Genomic DNA, 20,354 nt, shown 5'->3' on the forward strand with positions numbered 1-20,354 from the left:
CTGGCGGGCCGTGCTGGTTCTGCTGCCTCCTTCGGAGACCAAGGCCGCCGGTGGCGACGGCCCACCGCTCGACCTGCACGCGCTGTGCTTTCCCGAACTCGGCCCGGTGCGCGCCGATCTGGTCGACACGCTGGTGTCGCTGGCCGCCGACCTGCCGGCGAGCCTGGACGCGCTGCGGTTGTCCGCCCGGCAGGCCGACGAGGTGGACCGCAACGCCAAGCTGCGGGACGCGCCCACCATGCCTGCGCTGGCCCGCTACACCGGGGTGCTCTACGACGCGCTCGACGCGGGCGGCATGACATCGGCCGAGTGGGGCCGGGCGTGTCGGCGGCTGGCCGTGGCGTCGGCGCTGTTCGGTGTGGTGCGGGGCGGTGACCCGATCCCGGCGTACCGGTTGTCGGCGGGTTCGTCGCTGCCCGGCGTGGGGGCGCTGCGCCGGGTGTGGCGGCCAGCCCTGGAGCCCGTGCTGTCCACAGTGGACGACCTCGTGGTGGATCTGCGCTCCGGCGCGTACGCGGCGCTGGCGCGGGTGCCGCACGCCGTCACCGTGCGGGTGGTCACCGAGGACGGCGACGGCCGGCGGAAGGCGGTCAGCCACCACAACAAGGCACACAAGGGACGGCTGGCCAGGGCGCTGGCCACCACGCGGAAGGAGCCCGCCGACGTGGCCGACCTGGTCCGCACCGCCGCCGCGGCCGGCCTGCGCCTGGAAGCCACCGGCGACCGCGCTCTCGACCTCTTCGCCCGCGCATCCTGATGCGACGATGATAAGATGCACACATGCGCACGACGATCGACCTGCCCGATGACCTCCATCGGCAGGCGATGTCCATCGCCAGGGACACCCACCGAACCCTGAGCGAAACCGTCGCGGACCTGATGCGCCGCGGTCTGGTCGGGGGTGGCACCACCGAGACATCGCGAAGCGACCGCACGGGTCTTCCGGTGGTGCGTCTCGGCACCGTTATCACCACTGAGGACGTCCGCGCGCTGGAGGACCAGGAGTGACCGTCCTTCTGGACACGAATGTCCTTGTAGCGCTGTTGGTCGCCGATCACGTGCACCACGAAGCCGCCGAGACATGGTTCGCCCACATCGATCGGCGCTTCGCCACCTGCCCGATCACCGAGGGCGGCTTGGTACGGATACTCATCCGCCAAGGCCAGCCGGCCGAGTCGGTCTCGTCGGTGATGTCTGCGGTGTCCAGCCACCCTGGGCATGAGTTCTGGCCCGACGACCTGCCGTACCGGGTCATTCCGATGACGGGAGTGATCGGCCATCGCCAGGTCACCGACGCGTACCTGGCACAGCTCGCACGAACCCGCGGCGGGCGACTCGCCACCTTCGACCAGGGTTTGGCCAAGCTGCATGATGACGTCGCGGACCTCGTGCCGACGAAGGGATAGCCACCGCGACCGGCGCGGGCCGATCAGGTAACATCGTTCGCGCATCGCGGTCGGTGCACCGTGGCGTTCTGCCGATCATGGTTCACCCCGAGACGTTGGCCGCCGATGCGATCCACCCACAAGTGGCGCGATCACGCGCCGGGCCCGTCCTTGCGAACCGCCCCGTGCCCCGACGTGCGGAGCCTCCCGGGACGCGCCGTCTCCCGGAGGTTCTTCTTGCCATCCACCCCGAACCGCCGCCCTGACCATGGCTTCCGCAAGCCGCGCCACCGCCGTGGCGCCCAGGGTGGCCCCGCCCGGCAGCACCACCTCGCCGAGCACGTTCTCACCGACCACGACCTCGATCTCACCGCCGTCGAAATCCCGGCCGGCCCGCCGCCGTCGTTCGCCGAACTGGGCCTGCCCGAGCCACTGGTGACCGCCCTCACCGACGCCGGCATCACCACACCGTTCCCGATCCAGGCCGCGACCCTGCCGGACGCGCTGGCCGGCCGGCACGTGCTCGGCCGGGGGCAGACCGGCTCCGGCAAGACGCTGGCCTTCGGGCTGGCCATGCTGGCCCGGCTGGCCGGCGGGCGGGCCCAGCCCCGGCAGCCGCGCGGCCTGGTGCTGGTGCCCACCCGCGAGTTGGCCATGCAGGTCAGCGACGCGCTGCTGCCGTTCGCCCGGGCGCTGGGCCTGTGGTGCCGGACCGTGGTGGGCGGTACCTCGTTCACCCGCCAGGCGGATGCGCTGCGCCGCGGGGTCGACCTGCTCATCGCCACCCCGGGCCGGCTGTCCGACCACGTCCGGCAGGGCACCTGCGCGCTCTCCGACGTGGTGGTGACCGCGCTGGACGAGGCCGACCAGATGGCCGACATGGGCTTCCTGCCGCAGGTGCGGGCGATCCTGGAGTTGACCCCGGCGGACGGCCAGCGGCTGCTGTTCTCCGCCACCCTGGACCACGACGTGGACGCGCTGGTCCGCGAGTACCTGCACGACCCGGTGACCCACTCGGTCGCGCCGGCGTCGGCCAGCGTGACCACGATGGAGCACCACCTGCTGCTGGTCTCCGCGGAGGACAAGCTGGCGGTGGTCGCCGAGGTGGCCGCCCGGGAGGGGCGCACGATCCTGTTCGTGCGCACCAAGCACCAGGTGGACCGGCTGACCCAGAAGCTGCGCTCGATCGGCGTGCGAGCCGGTGCGCTGCATGGCGGCAAGGCGCAGAGCGCCCGCACCCGCGTGCTCGGCGAGTTCCGCGAGGGTCGCACCCCGGTGCTGGTCGCCACGGACGTCGCCGCGCGCGGCATCCACGTGGACGACGTGAGCCTGGTGGTGCATGTCGACCCGCCCGCCGACGCCAAGGACTACCTGCACCGCGCTGGCCGCACCGCGCGCGCCGGCCGGTCCGGCACGGTGGTCACCCTGGTCACCCACCGGGAGCGCCGGCAGGTGCAGGGCATGACCGCCAGGGCCGGCGTGCGCCCGCTGGCCACCCGGGTGCGGCCGGGCGACGACGACCTGGCGCGGATCACCGGCGCCCGGCGCCCCAGCGGCGAGCCCGTGGTGGACGAGCCGGCGCCGCGCCCGCGGCGGCGCGGTGGCCCGGCCGACCGCCCGGCCCGCCGAGGCCGCCCGAGCGGCGGCTTCCGTGGCGACCGGCGGCCCCGCGCGGAGCGGCACAGGCCGCAGCCGGCGCGCTGAGTCCGGGCGGGTCGCCTACTCCCGCCGCCGCGGCCTACCAAGCTCGCGGCGGCGGGAGTTCCTTGTGCCCGGCGCCGCACCCGGCAGCCCAGGAAGCGCGGCCGGCCGGGCAGGCGCGCCGTCATTCCGACGAGTGCCCACGGCGCATCGACGGGACCAGTCACGTCAACGGGGATAACCACCGGTTCGCACGGACTGGACCTCCGTCACCGGGAAAGCCCAGCTCGGCGGGTCCACCCAGGTAATACCCTTCAGGACGCTTGCCGCCAATCGCGCCGCGAACCGATACTTTCGCTCAGGCATATCGCCACTCGGTTCGGACGAGGAGGTCACCGTTGAGTGACGGTTCACGCATGCCCGGGTGCGAGCACGGAGATATCCGAGCGGAATGGTTCTACCGGCGCACGCCCACCGCCGCGGGTTTCTTCGCCAATACCCTGCCATGGTGAGGAAAAGGCGGATGACGACCATTCCACCGCAGGTCATGAGCCATATCCATGACGGCGCGACATATTATCCGGACAATCCTGCCGAGTACTACCGGGCCCTGCGGAAGGAGGTGGTCTCCCTCCGGCAGAGCACAATGGTCGCGGCGGCGCTCCGGGCCAACCATCGCGCCGGCGGTCACCCGGCCGTCCAAGCATTCGTGGAGCGGGTCAGAAGCCTCGCCGAATCGTCGACCGACTCTCGCCTCAGCCTGATGACGCATCCGGCGTTCCTGGTCTGGCTGCGCCAGGTCGCCACCCTCTCGGACGCCGAGGTCGACGGACCTCCCCGCGAGGAGGCGCTCCACTGGCTGGGCGAGTTCCACCGGGTGTGCGACCGCTGCCTCGGGTCCGGCTCCGGGCCGACCCCGTTCGTGGAGAACCGGATACCGGTGCGGCGGGACGACGTCGACCCGCTGATCGCAGAGATCGCGCCGCCGACCTACGACTTCTCGCCACTGCAGGGCACCGAGGGCGTATGCCGCGCGGCGGCGTGGTCGGCCTATCCGCTCGGCTTCTTCGCCGAGGCGGCGTCGGTCGCGCTCCGCCGGTGCGGAGCGGTGTGGCCGGAACTCGCGGAGATGGTGCCGCATTTCGTGCACACCATCGTGCACGTCCCGGACGGAGAGTTCCGCAGCGCCTCGGCCGCCCGGTACACGGGAGTGGTGTTTCTCGCCGCCGACGACCAAACCCTGCTCGAACTGGAGGAGTCGCTGGTGCACGAGTTCGGGCACCAGGTGCTGTACTGGGTCATGGAACTCGATCCGGTGATCCTCAACGACACCGACACCGAGTTCGCGCTTCCCTGGTCCGGCGCGGAGCGCGATTTTTACGGCTTCTACCACGCCTTCTACATCTACATCCTGCTCGCGCTGTACTACGACCGCGTACGAAAGCTGCGACCGACCGAGCGGGATGTGGCGACAACCCGGCTCCATGAGATTGCCACCGGGCTGTCCGCGGCCATACCGGAGATCAACAGAGCCGGGAGGTTCACACCCCTGGGACGGGCATTCACCGACAACCTATGCCGTGCCGCGACCGGCGTGATCCGCGAAGCGTCGTGATATCCGGTGGCGGCCGCGACATCGAGGAGAAACCATCCGTGAATTCATCAGTGACCAGCACCGACGAGAACGCGGACGGACCTTTCCAACCCGAGACCGTCATCCAGCCGGCACTGGCGGTCCAGGACATGAGCGTGGGTGAGGACACCGTGCTCTTCGACGCGCTCCGTAACAGGGCGTACCGGCTGAGCCCGGCGGCCGGCGACGTCTGGCGGTTCGTGCAGCACCGGCCCGACGCCAGCTACGAGCAACTGGTCGACCATCTGGTGACCGCCCACGACCTCGACCGGCACGACGCGGCATCCGCCGCCTCCTCGTTCCTGACCGAACTCCTGGCGCGAGGACTGATCGGCACCACGTAACGCCCGACGGCACAACAGGAGGAAAAGATGACCTGCGATCCGAGCTCTTCCGCGCGGCTGGAGATCACCGATCTGGGTGCCCTTTCCGAGTTCAGCCTCCGCGCGGGCACCGAGCAGCAACAGCAGCAGCAACAGCAACAGCAGGCGCAGCGTTCGGTCCGCCGCTTCATCGACCCGAGCACCTGCCTGCCCCAGGAGGAGGTGGTCGAGCGGCTGACCACCGAGATCAGGCAGACCAACGCCATCGCACCCAGCTAGGCGTGGACAGCGGCTGAACGCGGCTTTCCGGCGTGCCGGAAAGCCGCGTTCAGCCCGCTCGGTGCGGCTCGTCCGTCGAGTGCGGCACGTGGTCGGGCAGCCCGGCGCCGAGGGCGGCGACCGGGCCGACGACCACCACGGCCGGCGGCCGGATGCCCTGCGCGGCCACGTCCGCGGCGACGGCGTCCAGGGTGGACCGCAACACCCGCTGGGCCCGCATGGTGCCCTCCTGCACCACCGCCACCGGGGTGTCCGCCGGCCGCCCGTGGCCGACCAGCGCCTTGGCGAACGCCTCGATCCGCTCGACGCCCATGAGCAGCACGATGGTGCCGCGCATCCGGCCGAGCGCGGGCCAGTCGACCAGCGAGCGGTCGTCGTCCGGGGCGACGTGCCCGGACACGACCACCACCTCGTGCGCCACCCCCCGGTGGGTGACCGGCACGTCGGCCACGGCGGGCACGGCGAACGCGCTGGTCACCCCGGGCACCACGGTGACGGGGACACCGGCCTCCGCGCAGGCGATGAGTTCCTCGAAGCCGCGGCCGAACACGTACGGGTCGCCGCCCTTGAGCCGCACGACGAACTTCCCGGCCTTCGCGTGCTCGACCAGCGTCCGGTTGATCACGTCCTGGCTGGCCGCGCGGCCGTACGGGATCTTGGCCGCGTCCACCACCTCGACCTGTGGCGGAAGCTCGTCGAGCAGTTCGCGCGGGGCCAGCCGGTCGACCACCACCACGTCCGCGCGGGCCAGCAGCCGCCGGCCCCGGACGGTGATCAGCTCTGGGTCGCCGGGACCGCCGCCAACCAGGGCCACCCCTGGCAGCTTCCCGCCCTCACCGGGGTGGTCGGGCACCCGGCCCTCGCGCAGCGCGTCCAGCAGCCCGTCCCGCACCGCGGCCGAGCGGCGCGGCCGGCCACCCGCGAGCACGCCGACGAGCAGCCCGTCGTGCTCGCCGACCGCCGGGGTCACCGCGCTGCCCCGGGCGCCGGCGTCGGCCCGCACGCAGAACACCCTCCGCCGCTCCGCCTCGGCGGCCACCGCGGCGTTCACCTCCGGGTCCGGCGTGCAGGTGAGCGCGTACCAGGCGCCGTCCAGGTCGCCGTCGGCGTAGCGGCGGCGGTGCCAGGTCAGCTCCCCCGCGGCGGCCATCGCCTCCACCGCCGGGGTCACCTCCGGCGCGATCAGCTCGACCGCGGCGCCGGCGGCGACCAGGCGGGGCAGCCGGCGCTGGGCCACCGTGCCGCCGCCGACCACCACGACGCGGCGGCCGGTCAGCTCCAGCCCCACCAGATAGTGCTGCTCAGCGTGCATGTGAGGAAGCATGCCCGTGCGCGGCGGCCACGTCAGCGCCGTGCCCGTGGCTGTGACCATGGCCATGTCCACCAGCCGGGTCGTCCGGGTGATGGTGCGGCGTCTGCGGCGCGCCGAGCTTGCTCTCGAAACCGGGCAGCAGCACGCGGTAGGCGCAGGTGTCGCAGTTCATCCGGATGTCGCCGTGCAGGGCTTCGTGGTAGCGCTCCACCACCAGGTCGACGAGTTCGTCGCAGTCGCCCAGGTAGCCGGCGACCGCCACGTCCACGTCCGGGGTGGCCGCGCCGAACTCGACCGACTGGCGGGCCACCCGCTGCGGCAGCACCCCGTCGAAGAGGAAGTACGGCGCGACGACCACCCGGCGGGCGCCGAGCCGGCGCACCCGCTCCAGGCCGTCCGGGACGGCGGGCCGGGCCAGCGAGACGAACGCGGTCTCCACGAAGGCGAACCCGCGGGTTTCCTGGAGCAGCCGGCTGACCTTGCACACCTCGGCGTTGGCGTCCGGGTCGGTGGAGCCGCGGCCGACCAGCAGCACGGCGGTGTCCGCCCACTCCGCCCGGTCGGACACCGCGGCGATCCGCTGTTCCAGCAGGTCGAGCAGCACCGGGTGCGGGCCGAGCGGCCGGCCGAAGCGGAACGAGGTGCCGGGGTGGCGGCGCACCTCGCGCTCCAGCGCGGCCGGGATGTCGCCCTTGCCGTGCCCCGCCGCGACCAGTACCAGCGGCACCGCCGCCATCCTGCGGTGACCCCGGTCGACCAGTTCGGCCCACGCCTCGGTCACGGCGGGGGCGGACAGCTCGATGAACCCGCCCGCGGTGTCCACCGTGGACGGTGCCATCCGGGCGCGGACCCGCTCCACGAAGGCGTGGAACTCGCGCACCCCGGAGTCGTCCACGGTGCCGTGGCCGACGAGTAGCAGCGGTTCGGGTCGGTTCATCCGGTGCTTTGCCTTTCCGCGAGTTCGCGCCGCCACGGCGCGCGAGAATGGTTGCGATCGGTGCCGCGAGGTGGCACGGGCATCAGCGTCCGCCATCCGGGTTGAAGTACAGCAACGCGTTCAGCGCCGCCGCGGCGATCGCCGCGCCGCCGCGCTCGGTCACGGTGCGCAGCGCCGGCAGCCCGGACCGGCCCAGCGCGGCCTTGGCCTCGACCGCGCCGACGAACCCGACCGGCACGCCGACCACCAGGGCCGGCCGCATCCGGCCGGTCTCGGCCAGCCGCACCAGTTCGGCGAGCGCGGTGGGCGCGTTGCCCACCGCCCACACCGCGCCGTCGTAGTGCGCGGCGGCGGCCAGCCGGATGCCCGCGGCGGACCGGGTGATGCCCTGCTCGGCGGCCAGCTCGGTGACGCCGGGCTCGTCGATCGCGACCACCGCGTCCCGCGCGGTGACCCCGGCGGCCACCATCCGCACGTCGGTGACCAGCGGCGCGCCGGTGAGCAGCGCGTGCCGGCCGGCGAGCAGCGCGTCCTCGTCGGCCACCACGTCGCCCACCCAGGTGGGGTCCGCGGTGGTGTGCACGATCCGCTCCACCACCGCACGGGTCAGTGCCGGCAGCGCCGAGGTGTCCACCCGGGACCGCAGGATGCGGTACGACTCCTCCTCGATCGGGTGCACCACGCGGGTCATGCGCGCCCCCGGTAGCGGCGGTCGTAGCCGCCGAGCTTCCACCACAGCAGGGCGGACCCCCAGGTCAGCACGAACATCCCGGCGATGCCGTACCCGAACCACTCGAAGTGCTCGGACAGCCCGCCGAAGCCCGCGAGCCAGCTCACCCCGGCCTTCTCGGCAAGCATCTCGGCCAGGTACACCGCGGCCACGAACATCGCGATGACCACGGTGATCCCGGTGGTGGCGGTGTTGTAGAAGAGGGTGCGCACCGGGTTGCGGTAGGACCACGAGTACAACCGGGTCATCAGCAGCGAGTCCGCGGTGTCGAAGGCACTCATCCCGGCGGCGAACAGCAGCGGCAGGCTGAGCACGCCGAGCAGCGGCAGTCTCCCGCCGGACGCGGTGGACGCGGTCAGCGCGAGCAGGGTGACCTCGGAGGCGGTCTCCAGGCCCAGGCCCATCAGCAGGCCCACCGGGTACATGTGCCAGGACGACCGGATCAGCATCCGCATCCGGCCGCCCATCAGCCGGTTCAGCAGGCCGCGGTCGGTGAGCGCACGCTCCACGTCGCTGTCCACCAGTTCGCCGCGCCGCAGCCGCCGCCACAGCCGGGCCAGGTTGCCCAGCACCGCCGCGTTCAGCGTGGCCACCAGCACGAGGAAGGTGACCGCGATGACCTGGGCCACCGTGCCGCCCACGTCCCGCACGCCCTGCATGTCGGATTGGGTGAGCGACCCGGCGGCCGCGGCGACGACGAGCGCGAGGACCAGCACGACGGTGGAATGGCCCATGGCGAAGAAGAACCCGACCCCGATCGGCCGGCGGCCGCGCAGCAGCATCAGTCGGGTGGTGTCGTCGATCGCGGCGATGTGGTCGGCGTCGAAGGCGTGCCGCATGCCCAGCACGTACGCGAGCGTGCCGGCGCCGGCCAACCCGCCGGCCTCGGCGGCGTGCCCGGAGTACGCCAGGTACAGCGCGACGCCGAGCACGTGCAGCAGCACGACCACGCCGAGCACGCCGGCCAGCCGGCGGCGTTCGGCCACGGTCCAGGAACCGGTGGGGGGTAAAGCCGCCGACACCGCGGCGGGAGACGGGGCCGTCATGCCGGACCTCCTTGGGTGCCTCGCCCGAGAGGTGGATCCACGCGCCGCGGCGCGGCGCGGGGCCGGCGCGAGTGTCCTGGCTCCCGGATCGTCGTCGGCGCCCCGGCCTTCCCAGAGCGATGTACTCCAGTGGCGCGCGGTGGGGCGACGGCTCCCCGGTCACAGTGGCGGGACCGCCCCGGATTCACACCGGGTTCCTCCGCAACCGACGCGGGCATCCTCACCCGACCATGACCACCCGGTCAAACCGCCCGGCGGATAACCGCCCCCGTGTCCCACATCCTGACGCCGTCCGACCAGGTAAGAAAGGTCACACCGGGTCCACGGCCGCCCTCGTCACCACGCTCGGCCCATCCAGCCGGCCACCGCTTGAACCGATCACGGGTGCCGAGAGTGGTGTATGCGACACGTTTCGCGCGGAGGGGGTGCGGCTGAGACGGGCTGGCACGTCGCCGTGCGAGGGAGGGAGGCGTGATGCAGTCCGACCAACTCCCGTCGCTGTATGACCGCCTCGGCGGCGTCTACAACATCCGTTACAACATCCGTCCGCCGCACCGGCCATGGCCGGCGGGGTTCAGCGCCGGGAGGCGGCGTGGTGGGCGACCGCCGCGTGGTCGTGGGCGTCCGCCGTGGCCGCGGGGTGCGGGTGGACGTGGGCGCGCAGCAGGTGGCGCAGGCCGTGCAGCAGCCGGTGTTCCACGTCGTGGGCGATGCGGTGCGCGTCGACCAGGCTGGCCGCGCGATCCACCACCACGGTCAGCTCGGCGAGTTGACCGTGGCCGGACCAACGCAGCCGCACCTCCTCCACGGCCAGCACGCCGGGCGCCTCGGCGGCGATCCGCCGCGCGCGGTCCACCTCGGCCGGGTCGGCGGCGTCCAGCAGCCGGCCGAGCACCTGCCGTGCGGCGCCGACCAGCACGTGCGCGATCGCCACCGCGACCAGCAGGCCGATCACCGGGTCCGCCCAGCGCCAGCCCAGCGCGGCGCCCCCGGCGGCGAGCAGCACGGCCAGCGAGGCGACGCCGTCCACCCGGGCGTGCATCCCGTCGGCGACCAGCGCGGCCGACCCGATCCGCCGGCCGACGCGGATGCGCCACCGGGCGACCAGTTCGTTGCCGGCGCAGCCGAGCACCGCAGCCGCGGCGACCGCGCCGAGGTGGTCCAGCGGCTGCGGTTCGATCAGCCGGCGCACCGACTCGAACACGGCCAGCACCGCGGAGAACGCGATGAGTAGCACCACGACCAGGCCGGCCAGATCCTCGGCGCGGCCGAAGCCGTAGGTGAACCGCCGGGTGGCCGCCCGTCGGCCGAGCAGGAACGCCACCGCGATCGGCACCGCGGAGAACGCGTCGGCCACGTTGTGCAGGGCGTCCGAGAGCAGCGCGACCGACCCGCTGAGCACCACCACGCCGCCCTGGGCCAGCGCGACCAGCAGCAGCGCGCCGAACGACAGCCACAGCGCCCGCATGCCCGCTCGGCTGGCCGCCAGCCGGTCGTCCACCTGGTCGGCCACGTCGTGCGAGTGCGGGGTCAGCCAGTGCCGCAGCCGACCACCCCGAGGCCGGTGGCCGTGCCCGTGTCCATGGCTGTGTCCGTGACCGTGCTCACCGCCCATACCCGCAAGGCTACCGGAAGCTGTCCACTGTGGACTAAGTGCCAGAGTGCTGCTGTTGCCAGCGCCCCTTTGCTGCAACTGGTGCGCAACGCGGTACCGGCCAACCCACGGCGTCCGGGCCGGGCCAGGCACGCCACCGACACGCCCCGCTCCGCCGCCGCCCACGGCGAGCTGACCCGATCAGCCGCCGGTTCTCGTCGGCTATCGCGGTCAGCCGCTCCCGCCACGGCCGGCCGGTCGTGTCCGCGCGCGGAGACGAGATACCAGAGTGTGGCGATCGCGACGACGACGCCGATCCAGGCCCAGGGCCAGCTGATCAGTGCGGGCGGGCAGCCAGCCGTAGTCACCGGGTCGTCACGCGGCCGGCGACGAGGCGCGTCCGCGAGCAATCGACCCGCATTCGGGGTGCCATGGCCGGGCCTGGGTAGGACGCAAGGCTTCGTAGACCTCACGGAGTTCGGTGGCTTCCGGGAGCCCGCGGGCCTCGACGGCGGTGACGACCTCGGCGGCCCGCCAGTGGCTGGACGGCACCATGCGCCCGGAGGAGATCGCACGCATGGTGGCGTCGCACGCCTCGTCCAGGCGGTCGGTCACGAGCAGGGTGAGCGCGAGGTCGATGTTGGTGGTGGCCACCCGGCGGGGCCACTTCTCGACGTCCTCGGGCGGGGACAGTCGGGCGATGGTTTCTCGGGCGTAGCGTTCCGCCGCCGGATCACCGAGCCACGCCAGCGTGGTCGCGGCATAGGACACGGACTTGTCGGGGTCGTAACGGTAGTGGTGTTGGGGCCGCTCCGGTCGCGTTCCGGGAGAGACCAGCTTCTCCACCCTGGCGATGGCGGCATACGTCTCGGCGGGGCGGCGCAGGCGGGCCAACGCGCGTCCCTCCTGGGCCGTGGCCTGAATGGCGGCGGAACTGCCGGCTGGGGCCGCCGCCTGCGCGGCTCTGGACAGTTCCAGCGCCCGCGGGTAGTCGCCGCCGGTCAGCATCCGCCATGCTTCGGTCTCCAGGCACCAGGCGTGGATCTCGCGGTGTCCCGCGTGACACGCCAGGCTGGCCGCCGTCCTGAGCCGGGCGGTGGCGGCGTGCCACTGCCCGAGGTCGATGTGGACGGTCGCGCCCAGCAGCGACAGCCAGCCACCGATGACCAGCAGCCGGCGATGCTCGGCCAGGGTCTTGCGCGCGTCGAGCAATGTGTGCACGTAGCCGAGGTGCTGGCGGATACGGCCCAGCAGTGCCATCGGCAGTGTGGTGGCATAGGCGACGGCGAGGTCGTCGACGATGGTTTCGAGCCGCAAGAGGGTTTCCTCGCCGACGTCGCTGGCGGCGACCCGGCGAGCGAGTTCGAGTGCCTCCCGCTCGTCGTCAACGGTTGCGACGGACGCCAGCCCGACGGAACCGACGGGTTCGCCGCGGAATCGCGCCGCCTTGGCGAGCGTTTCGGCGAGCTCGGTTTGCCGCGTGTGCTTGTCGTGTGGGTGACATGCGGCGACCACCTCGTGGAAGGCCGCCAGCAGGGCGCCACCAGCGTGACACGCATGGTCGGCGGCCTGCCAGAAGGTCTCGTCCGCGCGCGTCCGGCCCTTCTCGATGTGCGCGACGCGGGTGCGGTCGCATGTGGTGGCCGCGGCGAGCTGTGCCTGGGTCAGGCCGGCGGCCCGCCGGAACGTGGCGAGCCGTTCGCCCAGGGCGCGCCGTAACTCCATGATCGGTTCTGGCTCTCGTGCCATCGCTGCACGCTCCCGAGGTGGGTCGCTCGGACGCTGATGCGCTCCAGCGTGGCACAGGCGATCACGTGGTGACAGCCGCCGTCACCTCGTCGCGCACCTTCCACGATCTTCGGTGTGCTGCTGCCGACCAGGACCTGCGTGGGAGGGAGCGGCCAACCACATGACGACGCGCCTGAACGCGAATGGTGTGCGCAGCGTGACCGTGCCGGACCGCTGGCTGGTGCCGCCGTGGCCAGCCCGCGCCGATGTGTGCGCGGTGGTGGGTCATTTCCTGATCCGTTGGCCGCATCCCAGCACGAGCGCCGACGACCAGGTGGCCTACTGCGAGGGTTACCTCGCCGCGCTGGAGGCGGCGCCCGAACACACGCTGACCCATTCCGGTCACGAGCGCTGGTACAACGAGCTGCGGGACTGCCTGCTGCGGTGGGTGATCGTGTACCGAACGCGGGCAGCGGGTGTCAGGTCATCCAGCGGTAGCCGCGGGGGGTGACCATGCGGCCGGCGACGAGGCGGGTCTGGGACGAACCGACCACCACGGTGGTGAACATGTCTACTTCGGACTGATCGAACTCGGCGAGCGGGGCGTACCAGACCCGCTGGCCGTCCCGGCTGGCCTGGCGGACCGCGCCGACCGGAGTCTCCGGCGGGCGGTGCGCCCGCAGCAGGTCCAGCGCCGTGCCGAGCTGCCAGTCGCGCTGCTTCGAGCGCGGGTTGTAGAAGCAGACGACGAAGTCGCCCTCGGCGGCGGCGCGGACCCGGCGCTCGATCGCCGGCCACGGCGTGTGCAGGTCGGACAGGCTGATCAGCGCGTGGTCGTGGCCGAGCGGCGCGCCGAGCAGGGCGGCGGCCGCGAGCGCGGCGGTGATCCCGGGCACGCCGACCACCTCCACCTCGGCGGTGGCCCGCTCCAGCGCGGGGCTGGCCATCGCGTACACGCCGGCGTCGCCCGAGCCGATCAGCGCGACGGCGCGGCCGGCGGCGGCCTGCTCCACCGCATCCCTGGCCCGCTCCTCCTCGGCGCCCAGGCCGCTGGTGCGGATCTCGGTCCCCGGCCGCAGCAGGTGCCGCACCTGATCCACGTACTGGTCGAGGCCGACGACGACGGACGCGCGGCGCAGTTCGGCGTCGGCGCGGGCGGTGCGCAGGTCGGCCGAGCCGGGTCCGAGGCCGACCACGGCGAGCCGGCCGCGCGGGTGAATCCGGGCGGCGGCGACGGTGACGTTCTCCCCCTTGGTCTTCGGCGCGACCAGGGTGACCCGGGCACCATGCGCCAGCTCGCGCGCGGCGTGCAGTGCGGCGGCCTCGGCGACGCTGGGCGTGCCGACCTCGGCGCGCACCACCTCGCTCGGGTTGGGAACGTCCACGGTGGACAGTACGTCCGCCGGGTAGGACAGCAGCGGCAGTTCGGCCGCGCCGTGCCAGAAGCCGTGGTCCTCGACGGCCTCGAGGATGCCACGCTCGCCGGCCTTGCGGTCGACGGTGGCGAACGCCCGCACCGCGCGCAGGTCGAGGCCGTGCCGGTGTTCCAGTTGGGACAGGGTGCTGGCCACCGCGGTGGTGGACACGTCCCGGGCGGAACCCACGCCGACGACCAGGGTGCGCGGCACGATCCGCAGCAGCTTGCCGTGCTCGGGCAGTACCGGCCGGCCTGGCCAGGCCGCGGCGTGTTCCCGCTCCACCGGGATCCGGTCGTCCACCACGACCGTCCACTCCGGATCGTCGGCGTGCGGGTCGACGTTGGCCGGCAGGGCGGGCAGCGGGAAGCCCAGCGGGTTGACCAGCCGCACCGGTGCGCCGTCCAGCACGGCCACCCCGCAGCCGGCCAGGTCGCCGTCCACCGTGGCGTCCAGCAGCTCGACCAGCTCGTCCAGCGGGGTGGTACCGGTGGCGTCGCTGGCGGTAGTGATCACCGGGGTGCAGCCGAGCGCTTCGGCGACCCGCTCGGCCAGCGCGTTCGCCCCGCCCGCGTGGCCACCGGTGAGGGCGACGGCGAACCGGCCGGCCTCGTCCACGCACACCACGCCCGGGTCGGTGTGCTTGTCCGCCAGCAGCGGCGCGACCAGCCGCACGGTGGCGCCGGTGGCCAGGAAGAACACCGCGGCGGACAGCTCGGGCCAGAGGCGGTGCAGCGCGGGCCGGATCGGTCCGTCCACCACCATGGCGTCGTCACCGAGGCACTTGGCCAGGTCGGTGGCGGCCCGCCGGCCGGCGGCGGTGACCGCGAAGAGCCCGATCACGCCCGCACGCCCCAGAGCACGGTGACCGGGTTGGTGGCCGCCCACCGGCTGGACCCATCGGGCAGCTCGGCCAGCCGGGACGCGGTGAGCTGGCAGCCCTCCACCTGGTAGCCGGCGTCCCGCAGGGCATCCCGGGCGCCGACGATCCGATCCACCGCGACCAGCGCGACCACGATCCGGTTGGCCCCGGCGGCGGCGCAGGCGCGCACCACGTCCGCGCCGCCGCCGCCGACGAACACCGCGTCCGGCTCGGGCAGGCCGTCCAGGGCGGCCGGCGCCTCGCCCTCGACCATGCGCAGTTCCACGCCGTGCGCGGTGGCGTTGGCGACGATCCGCACGCACTGCACCGGGTCCCGCTCGACGGCGACCACCGCCGCGCCGAGCCGGCCGCATTCCACGCCGACCGCGCCGGAGCCGGCGCCCACGTCCCAGACCAGGGTTCCGGGCCGGGGCGCCAGCTTGGCCAGCGCGAGCGCGCGCACCTCGGCCTTGGTGACCATGCCGTCGCGGTGCGAGAAGGCATCCTCGGGCAGGGCCCAGCCGTCCGCCGGGGGCAGCGGCTCGCCGCCGGCCACCCAGCCGCGTGCCGGCACGGTCTCCGGGTCGGCCAGGCAGAACACCATGTTCGGGTCGCGCCACTGCCGGGCCGCGGCCTCCGCCGGCTCCAGGGCGGTGATCTTCTCGTCGCCGCCGAGATCCTCGGCCACCACGAGGGTGCGGTGCCAGCCGACCAGCCCGGCACCCAGCTCGGCCGGTCCGGCGCCGGGCGCGGTGAGCACGGCGACCGACGGCCGGGCGCGGCACACGTTCAGCGCCGGCCGCAGCTCACGGCCGTGCGCGCTGACCACGGTGAGGTCGTCCCAGGGCCGGCCGATGAGCGCGGCCAGCCGCTGCACCGAGGACACCGACGGCAGCACGGACACCCGCAGGCCGCGCTCGCGCAGGGCGCGCAGGATGCCGAAGTATCCCGGGTCGCCGGAGGCCAGTACCACGGCCGGACCCTCGCCGTCGGGGTGCGCGGCCAGTGCGTCGAGCGCCGGCTCCAGCGGGCCGAGTTCGATGGTCCGCGCCCCTTCCGGGGCGTGCGCGTCCAGGTGCCGCCGGCCGCCGACGACCAGCGCGGCCTTGCCGACCAGTTCGGCTCCGCCGGGCGGCAGTTCCGAACCGTCCACCCCCATCACGGTCACCGTCACGGTGTCTCCCACCTCGGTTGTCCCCAGTTGCTCGTTGTGCCGACGCACACCATGGTGCCCGCCATCGCCGGCCGGCAGCCCACCTGGTGATCGGCTCGCGGTGCGCCTCAGCCGCCACGCCTGGTGCGGCGGGTCCGGGCGGTGCTCCGGCCCTTCGCCGCGGGCGCCGCCTTGCCGCCGGCGCCCTTGGCCTGCGACGCCTTTCCCGCGGAGGCGTTGGCGGCGGACTTCTTCGTGGCCGGCCGGCCCGACGCCGGTGATTCACCAGCCTGGTCAGCCGCGCTGGTCCTGTCGGCGGCGCCGGGTTTGTCGGCGGAGGGCTTGCCGGCAGCGGTGCCGCGTTTGTCCACAGTGGACGACTTCGCGGCGGACGCCGTGCGGGACGCGCGACCACGGACCGCGATTCGCGTGTCCGCCCCCATTCGGCCAGCCGGTTCGGTGCGCGCGGACTCGGTCAGCCGCACCCGTACCGCCTTGCCGGGGCTCGTGCGCTCCGGCCGGCGGACGGCGGCCCCAGCCAGCGCGACGGTGCCGGCGGTCGCGGTGCTCGGCTCGGGTTCGGCCTGCTGCGACGCCGCGCGCGGCGACCAGCGGCCGGCCTCCCCGGCGGCGGTCGGCGCGGCGAACCCGGTCGCCCGCCGCAGCCACCGGCCCCGGGTGGTCGGCCGGCGCGCTGTTTCACCCTCCGCGGAGCCGGACGGCTCAGCCCGCCCGGCGCGCAGCGCGCGGCGCGCCTCCGGGTCGGCCCTGCGGAAGGTGTGGAAGTGGCCGGCGTGGTACAGCCGGGACCGGGTGCCCTTGGCCTGCAACGACTTTCCGACCAGGAACAGGGTGTGCCGCCACAGCTTGTGCCGCTTGACCGTGGCCTCCAGCTCGCCCAGCGTGGTATGCAGGATCAACTCGTCCGGCCAGGTCACCTTGTAGGCCACCAGCACCGGCGTGTCCTCCGGGTAACCGCCGGCCCGTAGCTCGTCGGCGAGCGCGCCGGTGCGCGCGGCGGACAGGAAGACCGCCATGGTGGTGCCGTGCCGGGCGAACTCGCGCACGTGCTCGGCGTCCGGCATCGGGGTCTTGCCGCCCTCCAGCCGGGTGAGGATCACCGACTGGGCCACCTCGGGCACGGTCAGCTCCCGCCCGGCGACCGCCGCGGCCGCGGTGAACGCGGACACCCCGGGCACGATCTCCACCTCCAGGCCGAGCCGCCGGCAGGCGTCGTGCTGCTCCTGCACCGCACCCCACAGCGTCGGGTCACCGGAGTGCACCCGGGCCACCTTCAGCCGCTCCGCCGCCGCACGCCGGTAGATCGCCAGCACGTCCTCGTGGGTGATCCGGGAGGAGTCGACCAGTTCCGCGTCGGCGCGGGCGTGGTCCCGGACGCAGGCCGGGTCGACCAGGCTGGCCGCCCACACCACGACGTCCGCCTCCGCGATGCGCCGGGCGCCGCGCAGCGTGATGAGGTCCGCGGCGCCCGGGCCGGCGCCGATGAAGGAGACCCGACCGGTCACAACTGCTCCCCTCTCCCGCCACGGGGCGGGAGTACCACGACGGTTGACAGGTAGGGCGCGCGCTCCGCCTCGACGTCCACCTCGCGCAGGGGAAGCACCCGCGCATCCGGCGTGCCGAGGTGTTCCGCGTACACCGAGCGGTCCAGCGCCCCCGCCGCCGCGATCACCGAGCGCAGCTCGCCGAGCCGCCGGCCGCCCTTGTAGGCGACGACCGTACCGTTCCCCCGCAACGCCTCGGCGAGCCCGGTCACCTCCCGGGTCACCGGCACCACGGTGAGCGGTTCCGCGCCCTCCACCAGCGGAACGCCGGCGGCGGAGGCGGTGGCCTGCATCGCGGTGATCCCGGGCACGGTGGCCACCTCGACGCCGGGCAGCAGTTCCCGCACGGTGGCCGCGAGGTAGGTGAAGGTCGAGTAGACGCACGGGTCGCCGATGGTGGCGAACGCGGCGGTGCCGCCGTGCTCCCGCAGGTGCGCGGCGACCCGCCGGGCGGCGGCGTCCCAGTGGTCGTGCCGGCGCGCCTGCGGGCCGCGTACCGGGTCGTTGAGCGCGAACACCAGCCGCTCCACCGGCGCGTCCGGCTCGACGTGCGCGCGCACCACGGCCTCCGCCCGGCCCCGCTCGTCCGGGCCGAGCACCGGCACGAACACGCGGCCGGCGGTGCGCAGCTCGCGCAGCCCGGCCAGGGTGAGCAGTTCCGGGTCGCCGGGGCCGACGCCGACGCCGACCAGCCGTGGGGCGCTCACCGGCCCGCCTCCGCGGGTTCGTAGCCGACGGTCGTTCGCGGAGCGGGGAGCTGGGTCGCGGCGGCCACGAACCGGGTGACCGACTCGGGGTTACCGGCCGGGTGGGTGTGCAGGTAGGAGGCGTGCACCCGGCCGGAGACGAAGCCCTCGGTACCGCCGCGCCAGTGCCAGGCCGGGGTGGCGCCGTGGCCGGGGCGCAGCGCGGTGCGATGGAACTCGTGCCCGGTCACCCGCGCGCCGGCCGGGTACAGCGCGGAGTCGGCCGCGGCGACCGCGTCCCGGTAGCCCAGGGTGAGCCGGCCCGACATGGTGGCCTCGGCGTCCAGCACCCCGCACATGGACTGGCCGTCCAGCTCGCGGGCCAGGTAGAGCAGGCCGCCGCACTCGGCGTGCACCGGCGCGCCGCGTTCCGCCAGCGCTGCCACCGCGGTGCGCAGCGGCCGGTTCGCGGCGAGGTCGGCGGCGTGCTGCTCGGGGAAGCCACCCGGCAGCACCAGCGCCGAGGTGCCCTCGGGCAGGGCCTCGTCCCGCACCGGGTCCACCACGGCCACGTCGGCGCCGGCCGCGCGCAGCAACTCGACGTGCTCGGCGTAGCCGAAGGTGAATGCCGGCCCGCCGGCCACGGCAACAACCGGGCGGCCCGCAGCGGTGCCCACGGGGCGGCCCGCCGCCGTGACGACCGGGCGGCCCGGGACCGCGGCGACCTCGGCGGCCGGGTCCCACGGCGGCGCGGTGAGCGGCGGCGCGGTACCCGCCAGCCGGACCACGGCGTCCAGGTCGACGTGCGCGGCCACCGCGTCCCCGATGGCCCGCACCGCGGCCACCGCGGCGGCGCCGTGCTCGGCCGCGGTGACCAGGCCGAGATGCCGGGATGGCACGGCGAGCGCCGGGTCGCGGGGCAGCGCGCCGAGCACCGGCAGCCCGACCTCGGCGCACGCCTCGCGCAGCACCTCCTCGTGCCGCGCCGAGCCGACCCGGTTGAGCACCACGCCGCCGATCCGCACCGCCGGGTCGTAGCCGCGGAAGCCGTGCAGCAGCGCGGCCAGGCTGCGACCCTGGCCGCGCGCGTCCACCACGAGCACCGCCGGCGCGGCGAGCAGGGTGGCCACCTCGGCGGTGGACCCGGCGCCCTCGGTGCCGACCCGCCCGTCGAACAGGCCCATCACGCCCTCGACCACGGCGATCTCGGCGCCGCGCACGCCATGCGCGAACAGCGGAACGATCCGCTGCGCGCCGACCAGCACCGGGTCCAGGTTGCGCCCCGGCCGGCCGGCGGCCAGCGCGTGGTAGCCCGGGTCGATGTAGTCGGGGCCGACCTTGAAGGGGGCGACCGCGGTGCCGCGCGCCCGCAGCGCCGCGATCAGCCCGGTGGCCACCGTGGTCTTGCCGCACCCCGACGCTGGCGCGGCGACCACGAGCCGGCTCACCACTCGATCCCCCGCTGGCCCTTCTGGCCGGCGTCCATCGGGTGCTTCACCTTGGTCATCTCCACCACCAGGTCGGCGGCGTCGACCAGGGCGGCGGGCGCATTGCGGCCGGTGATCACCACGTGCTGCCGGCCGGGCCGGGCGCGCAGCGTGTCGACCACCTCGGCCACGTCGACCCAGCCCCAGTGCAGCGGGTAGGTGAACTCGTCCAGCACGTAGAGCTGGTGGCGTTCCTCAGCGAGCCGGCGGGCGATCTCCCGCCAGCCCTCCCGCGCGGCCTCCGCGTGGTCGGACTCGGTGCCCTTCTTCCGGGTCCACGACCAGCCCTCGCCCATCTTGTGCCACTCGACGGGCCCGCCCTCGCCGGTCTCGTCGTGCACCCGGCCCAGCGCGCGGAACGCGGACTCCTCACCAACCCGCCACTTGGCCGACTTGACGAACTGGAACACCGCGATCGACCAGCCCTGGTTCCAGCCGCGCAGCGCCAGTCCGAACGCGGCGGTGGACTTGCCCTTCATCTCGCCGGTGTGCACCACCAGCAGCGGGCGGTTGCGGCGTTGCCGGGTGGTCAGCCCGTCGTCCGGGACCACGGACGGCTTTCCCTGCGGCATCTCGAC

At 74.0% G+C, this 20,354-nt stretch carries 20 protein-coding genes and 1 riboswitch; of the genes, 8 read left to right on the forward strand and 12 right to left on the reverse strand.

Features of this window, described 5'->3' with window-relative positions:
* Positions 1-10: 10 nt before the first annotated feature.
* The 7 genes from yaaA to FFT21_RS10775 all read left to right on the forward strand — a co-directional run bounded on the left by yaaA (position 11) and on the right by FFT21_RS10775 (position 5,261).
* Positions 11-757: a peroxide stress protein YaaA gene (gene yaaA, locus FFT21_RS10745; protein WP_137813662.1), complete on the forward strand. Its 747-nt coding sequence runs from the start codon at positions 11-13 to the stop codon at positions 755-757.
* 23 nt (positions 758-780) lie between these two features.
* On the forward strand, positions 781-1,008 hold the full coding sequence (locus tag FFT21_RS10750) for an antitoxin (protein ID WP_137813663.1): 228 nt from the start codon (positions 781-783) through the stop codon (positions 1,006-1,008).
* Entirely contained in the window at positions 1,005-1,406 is a 402-nt protein-coding gene (locus FFT21_RS10755; protein WP_137813664.1) for a TA system VapC family ribonuclease toxin, read from the forward strand. The genes FFT21_RS10750 and FFT21_RS10755 overlap by 4 nt, the downstream gene beginning before the upstream one ends.
* Positions 1,407-1,766: 360 nt before the next feature.
* Complete coding sequence (locus FFT21_RS10760; RefSeq protein ID WP_137813768.1) at positions 1,767-3,089, forward strand: DEAD/DEAH box helicase; 1,323 nt, start codon at positions 1,767-1,769, stop codon at positions 3,087-3,089.
* 460 nt (positions 3,090-3,549) lie between these two features.
* Positions 3,550-4,641 carry an aKG-HExxH-type peptide beta-hydroxylase gene (locus FFT21_RS10765; protein WP_192909473.1) on the forward strand — a complete coding sequence of 364 codons (1,092 nt, stop codon included), beginning with the start codon at positions 3,550-3,552 and terminating at the stop codon, positions 4,639-4,641.
* Between the two features lie 38 nt (positions 4,642-4,679).
* Positions 4,680-5,003, forward strand: coding sequence for a PqqD family protein (locus FFT21_RS10770; protein WP_192909474.1), 324 nt, complete (start codon positions 4,680-4,682; stop codon positions 5,001-5,003).
* A 27-nt stretch (positions 5,004-5,030) separates the two neighbouring features.
* Complete coding sequence (locus tag FFT21_RS10775) at positions 5,031-5,261, forward strand: hypothetical protein (protein ID WP_137813667.1); 231 nt, start codon at positions 5,031-5,033, stop codon at positions 5,259-5,261.
* Positions 5,262-5,310: 49 nt separating this feature from the next.
* On the opposite strand, the gene cobA is transcribed toward FFT21_RS10775, so the two are convergent.
* The 6 genes from cobA to FFT21_RS10805 all read right to left on the reverse strand — a co-directional run bounded on the left by cobA (position 5,311) and on the right by FFT21_RS10805 (position 12,629).
* Positions 5,311-6,573 carry a uroporphyrinogen-III C-methyltransferase gene (gene cobA / locus FFT21_RS10780; protein WP_137813668.1) on the reverse strand — a complete coding sequence of 421 codons (1,263 nt, stop codon included), beginning with the start codon at positions 6,571-6,573 and terminating at the stop codon, positions 5,311-5,313.
* Positions 6,563-7,510, reverse strand: coding sequence for a sirohydrochlorin chelatase (locus FFT21_RS10785; RefSeq protein ID WP_137813669.1), 948 nt, complete (start codon positions 7,508-7,510; stop codon positions 6,563-6,565). Before FFT21_RS10785 ends, cobA begins: the two co-directional genes overlap by 11 nt.
* 82 nt (positions 7,511-7,592) lie before the next feature.
* Complete coding sequence (locus FFT21_RS10790; RefSeq protein WP_137813670.1) at positions 7,593-8,201, reverse strand: precorrin-8X methylmutase; 609 nt, start codon at positions 8,199-8,201, stop codon at positions 7,593-7,595.
* Positions 8,198-9,286, reverse strand: a complete 1,089-nt coding sequence (locus FFT21_RS10795; RefSeq protein ID WP_137813671.1) for a HoxN/HupN/NixA family nickel/cobalt transporter — start codon at positions 9,284-9,286, stop codon at positions 8,198-8,200. The genes FFT21_RS10790 and FFT21_RS10795 overlap by 4 nt, the downstream gene beginning before the upstream one ends.
* 70 nt (positions 9,287-9,356) lie before the next feature.
* Positions 9,357-9,485, reverse strand: a riboswitch (cobalamin riboswitch).
* A gap of 375 nt (positions 9,486-9,860) precedes the next feature.
* Entirely contained in the window at positions 9,861-10,901 is a 1,041-nt protein-coding gene (locus FFT21_RS10800) for a cation diffusion facilitator family transporter (protein ID WP_137813672.1), read from the reverse strand.
* Between the two features lie 354 nt (positions 10,902-11,255).
* Positions 11,256-12,629, reverse strand: coding sequence for a helix-turn-helix domain-containing protein (locus tag FFT21_RS10805; protein ID WP_137813673.1), 1,374 nt, complete (start codon positions 12,627-12,629; stop codon positions 11,256-11,258).
* A gap of 160 nt (positions 12,630-12,789) precedes the next feature.
* Between FFT21_RS10805 and FFT21_RS10810 the strand changes: the two genes are divergently transcribed.
* Positions 12,790-13,119, forward strand: coding sequence for a hypothetical protein (locus FFT21_RS10810; protein WP_137813674.1), 330 nt, complete (start codon positions 12,790-12,792; stop codon positions 13,117-13,119).
* Here the strand turns inward: FFT21_RS10810 and cobJ are convergent.
* The 6 genes from cobJ to cobO all read right to left on the reverse strand — a co-directional run bounded on the left by cobJ (position 13,088) and on the right by cobO (position 20,348).
* On the reverse strand, positions 13,088-14,866 hold the full coding sequence (cobJ, locus tag FFT21_RS10815) for a precorrin-3B C(17)-methyltransferase (RefSeq protein ID WP_225978292.1): 1,779 nt from the start codon (positions 14,864-14,866) through the stop codon (positions 13,088-13,090). The genes FFT21_RS10810 and cobJ overlap by 32 nt on opposite strands.
* Positions 14,863-16,059, reverse strand: a complete 1,197-nt coding sequence (cbiE, locus tag FFT21_RS10820) for a precorrin-6y C5,15-methyltransferase (decarboxylating) subunit CbiE (RefSeq protein WP_225978293.1) — start codon at positions 16,057-16,059, stop codon at positions 14,863-14,865. Before cbiE ends, cobJ begins: the two co-directional genes overlap by 4 nt.
* A gap of 107 nt (positions 16,060-16,166) precedes the next feature.
* Positions 16,167-17,564: a precorrin-4 C(11)-methyltransferase gene (gene cobM, locus FFT21_RS10825; RefSeq protein ID WP_137813675.1), complete on the reverse strand. Its 1,398-nt coding sequence runs from the start codon at positions 17,562-17,564 to the stop codon at positions 16,167-16,169.
* Positions 17,561-18,310, reverse strand: coding sequence for a precorrin-2 C(20)-methyltransferase (cobI, locus tag FFT21_RS10830; protein WP_137813676.1), 750 nt, complete (start codon positions 18,308-18,310; stop codon positions 17,561-17,563). Before cobI ends, cobM begins: the two co-directional genes overlap by 4 nt.
* A complete protein-coding gene (locus tag FFT21_RS10835) occupies positions 18,307-19,737 on the reverse strand; it encodes a cobyrinic acid a,c-diamide synthase CobB (RefSeq protein ID WP_371856763.1) in 1,431 nt (476 codons plus the stop codon). The genes cobI and FFT21_RS10835 overlap by 4 nt, the downstream gene beginning before the upstream one ends.
* Positions 19,734-20,348, reverse strand: coding sequence for a cob(I)yrinic acid a,c-diamide adenosyltransferase (cobO, locus tag FFT21_RS10840; protein WP_137813678.1), 615 nt, complete (start codon positions 20,346-20,348; stop codon positions 19,734-19,736). The genes FFT21_RS10835 and cobO overlap by 4 nt, the downstream gene beginning before the upstream one ends.
* Between the last annotated feature and the right edge of the window lie 6 nt (positions 20,349-20,354).

The organism is Gandjariella thermophila, assembly GCF_005405885.1.
Lineage (GTDB): Bacteria > Actinomycetota > Actinomycetes > Mycobacteriales > Pseudonocardiaceae > Gandjariella > Gandjariella thermophila.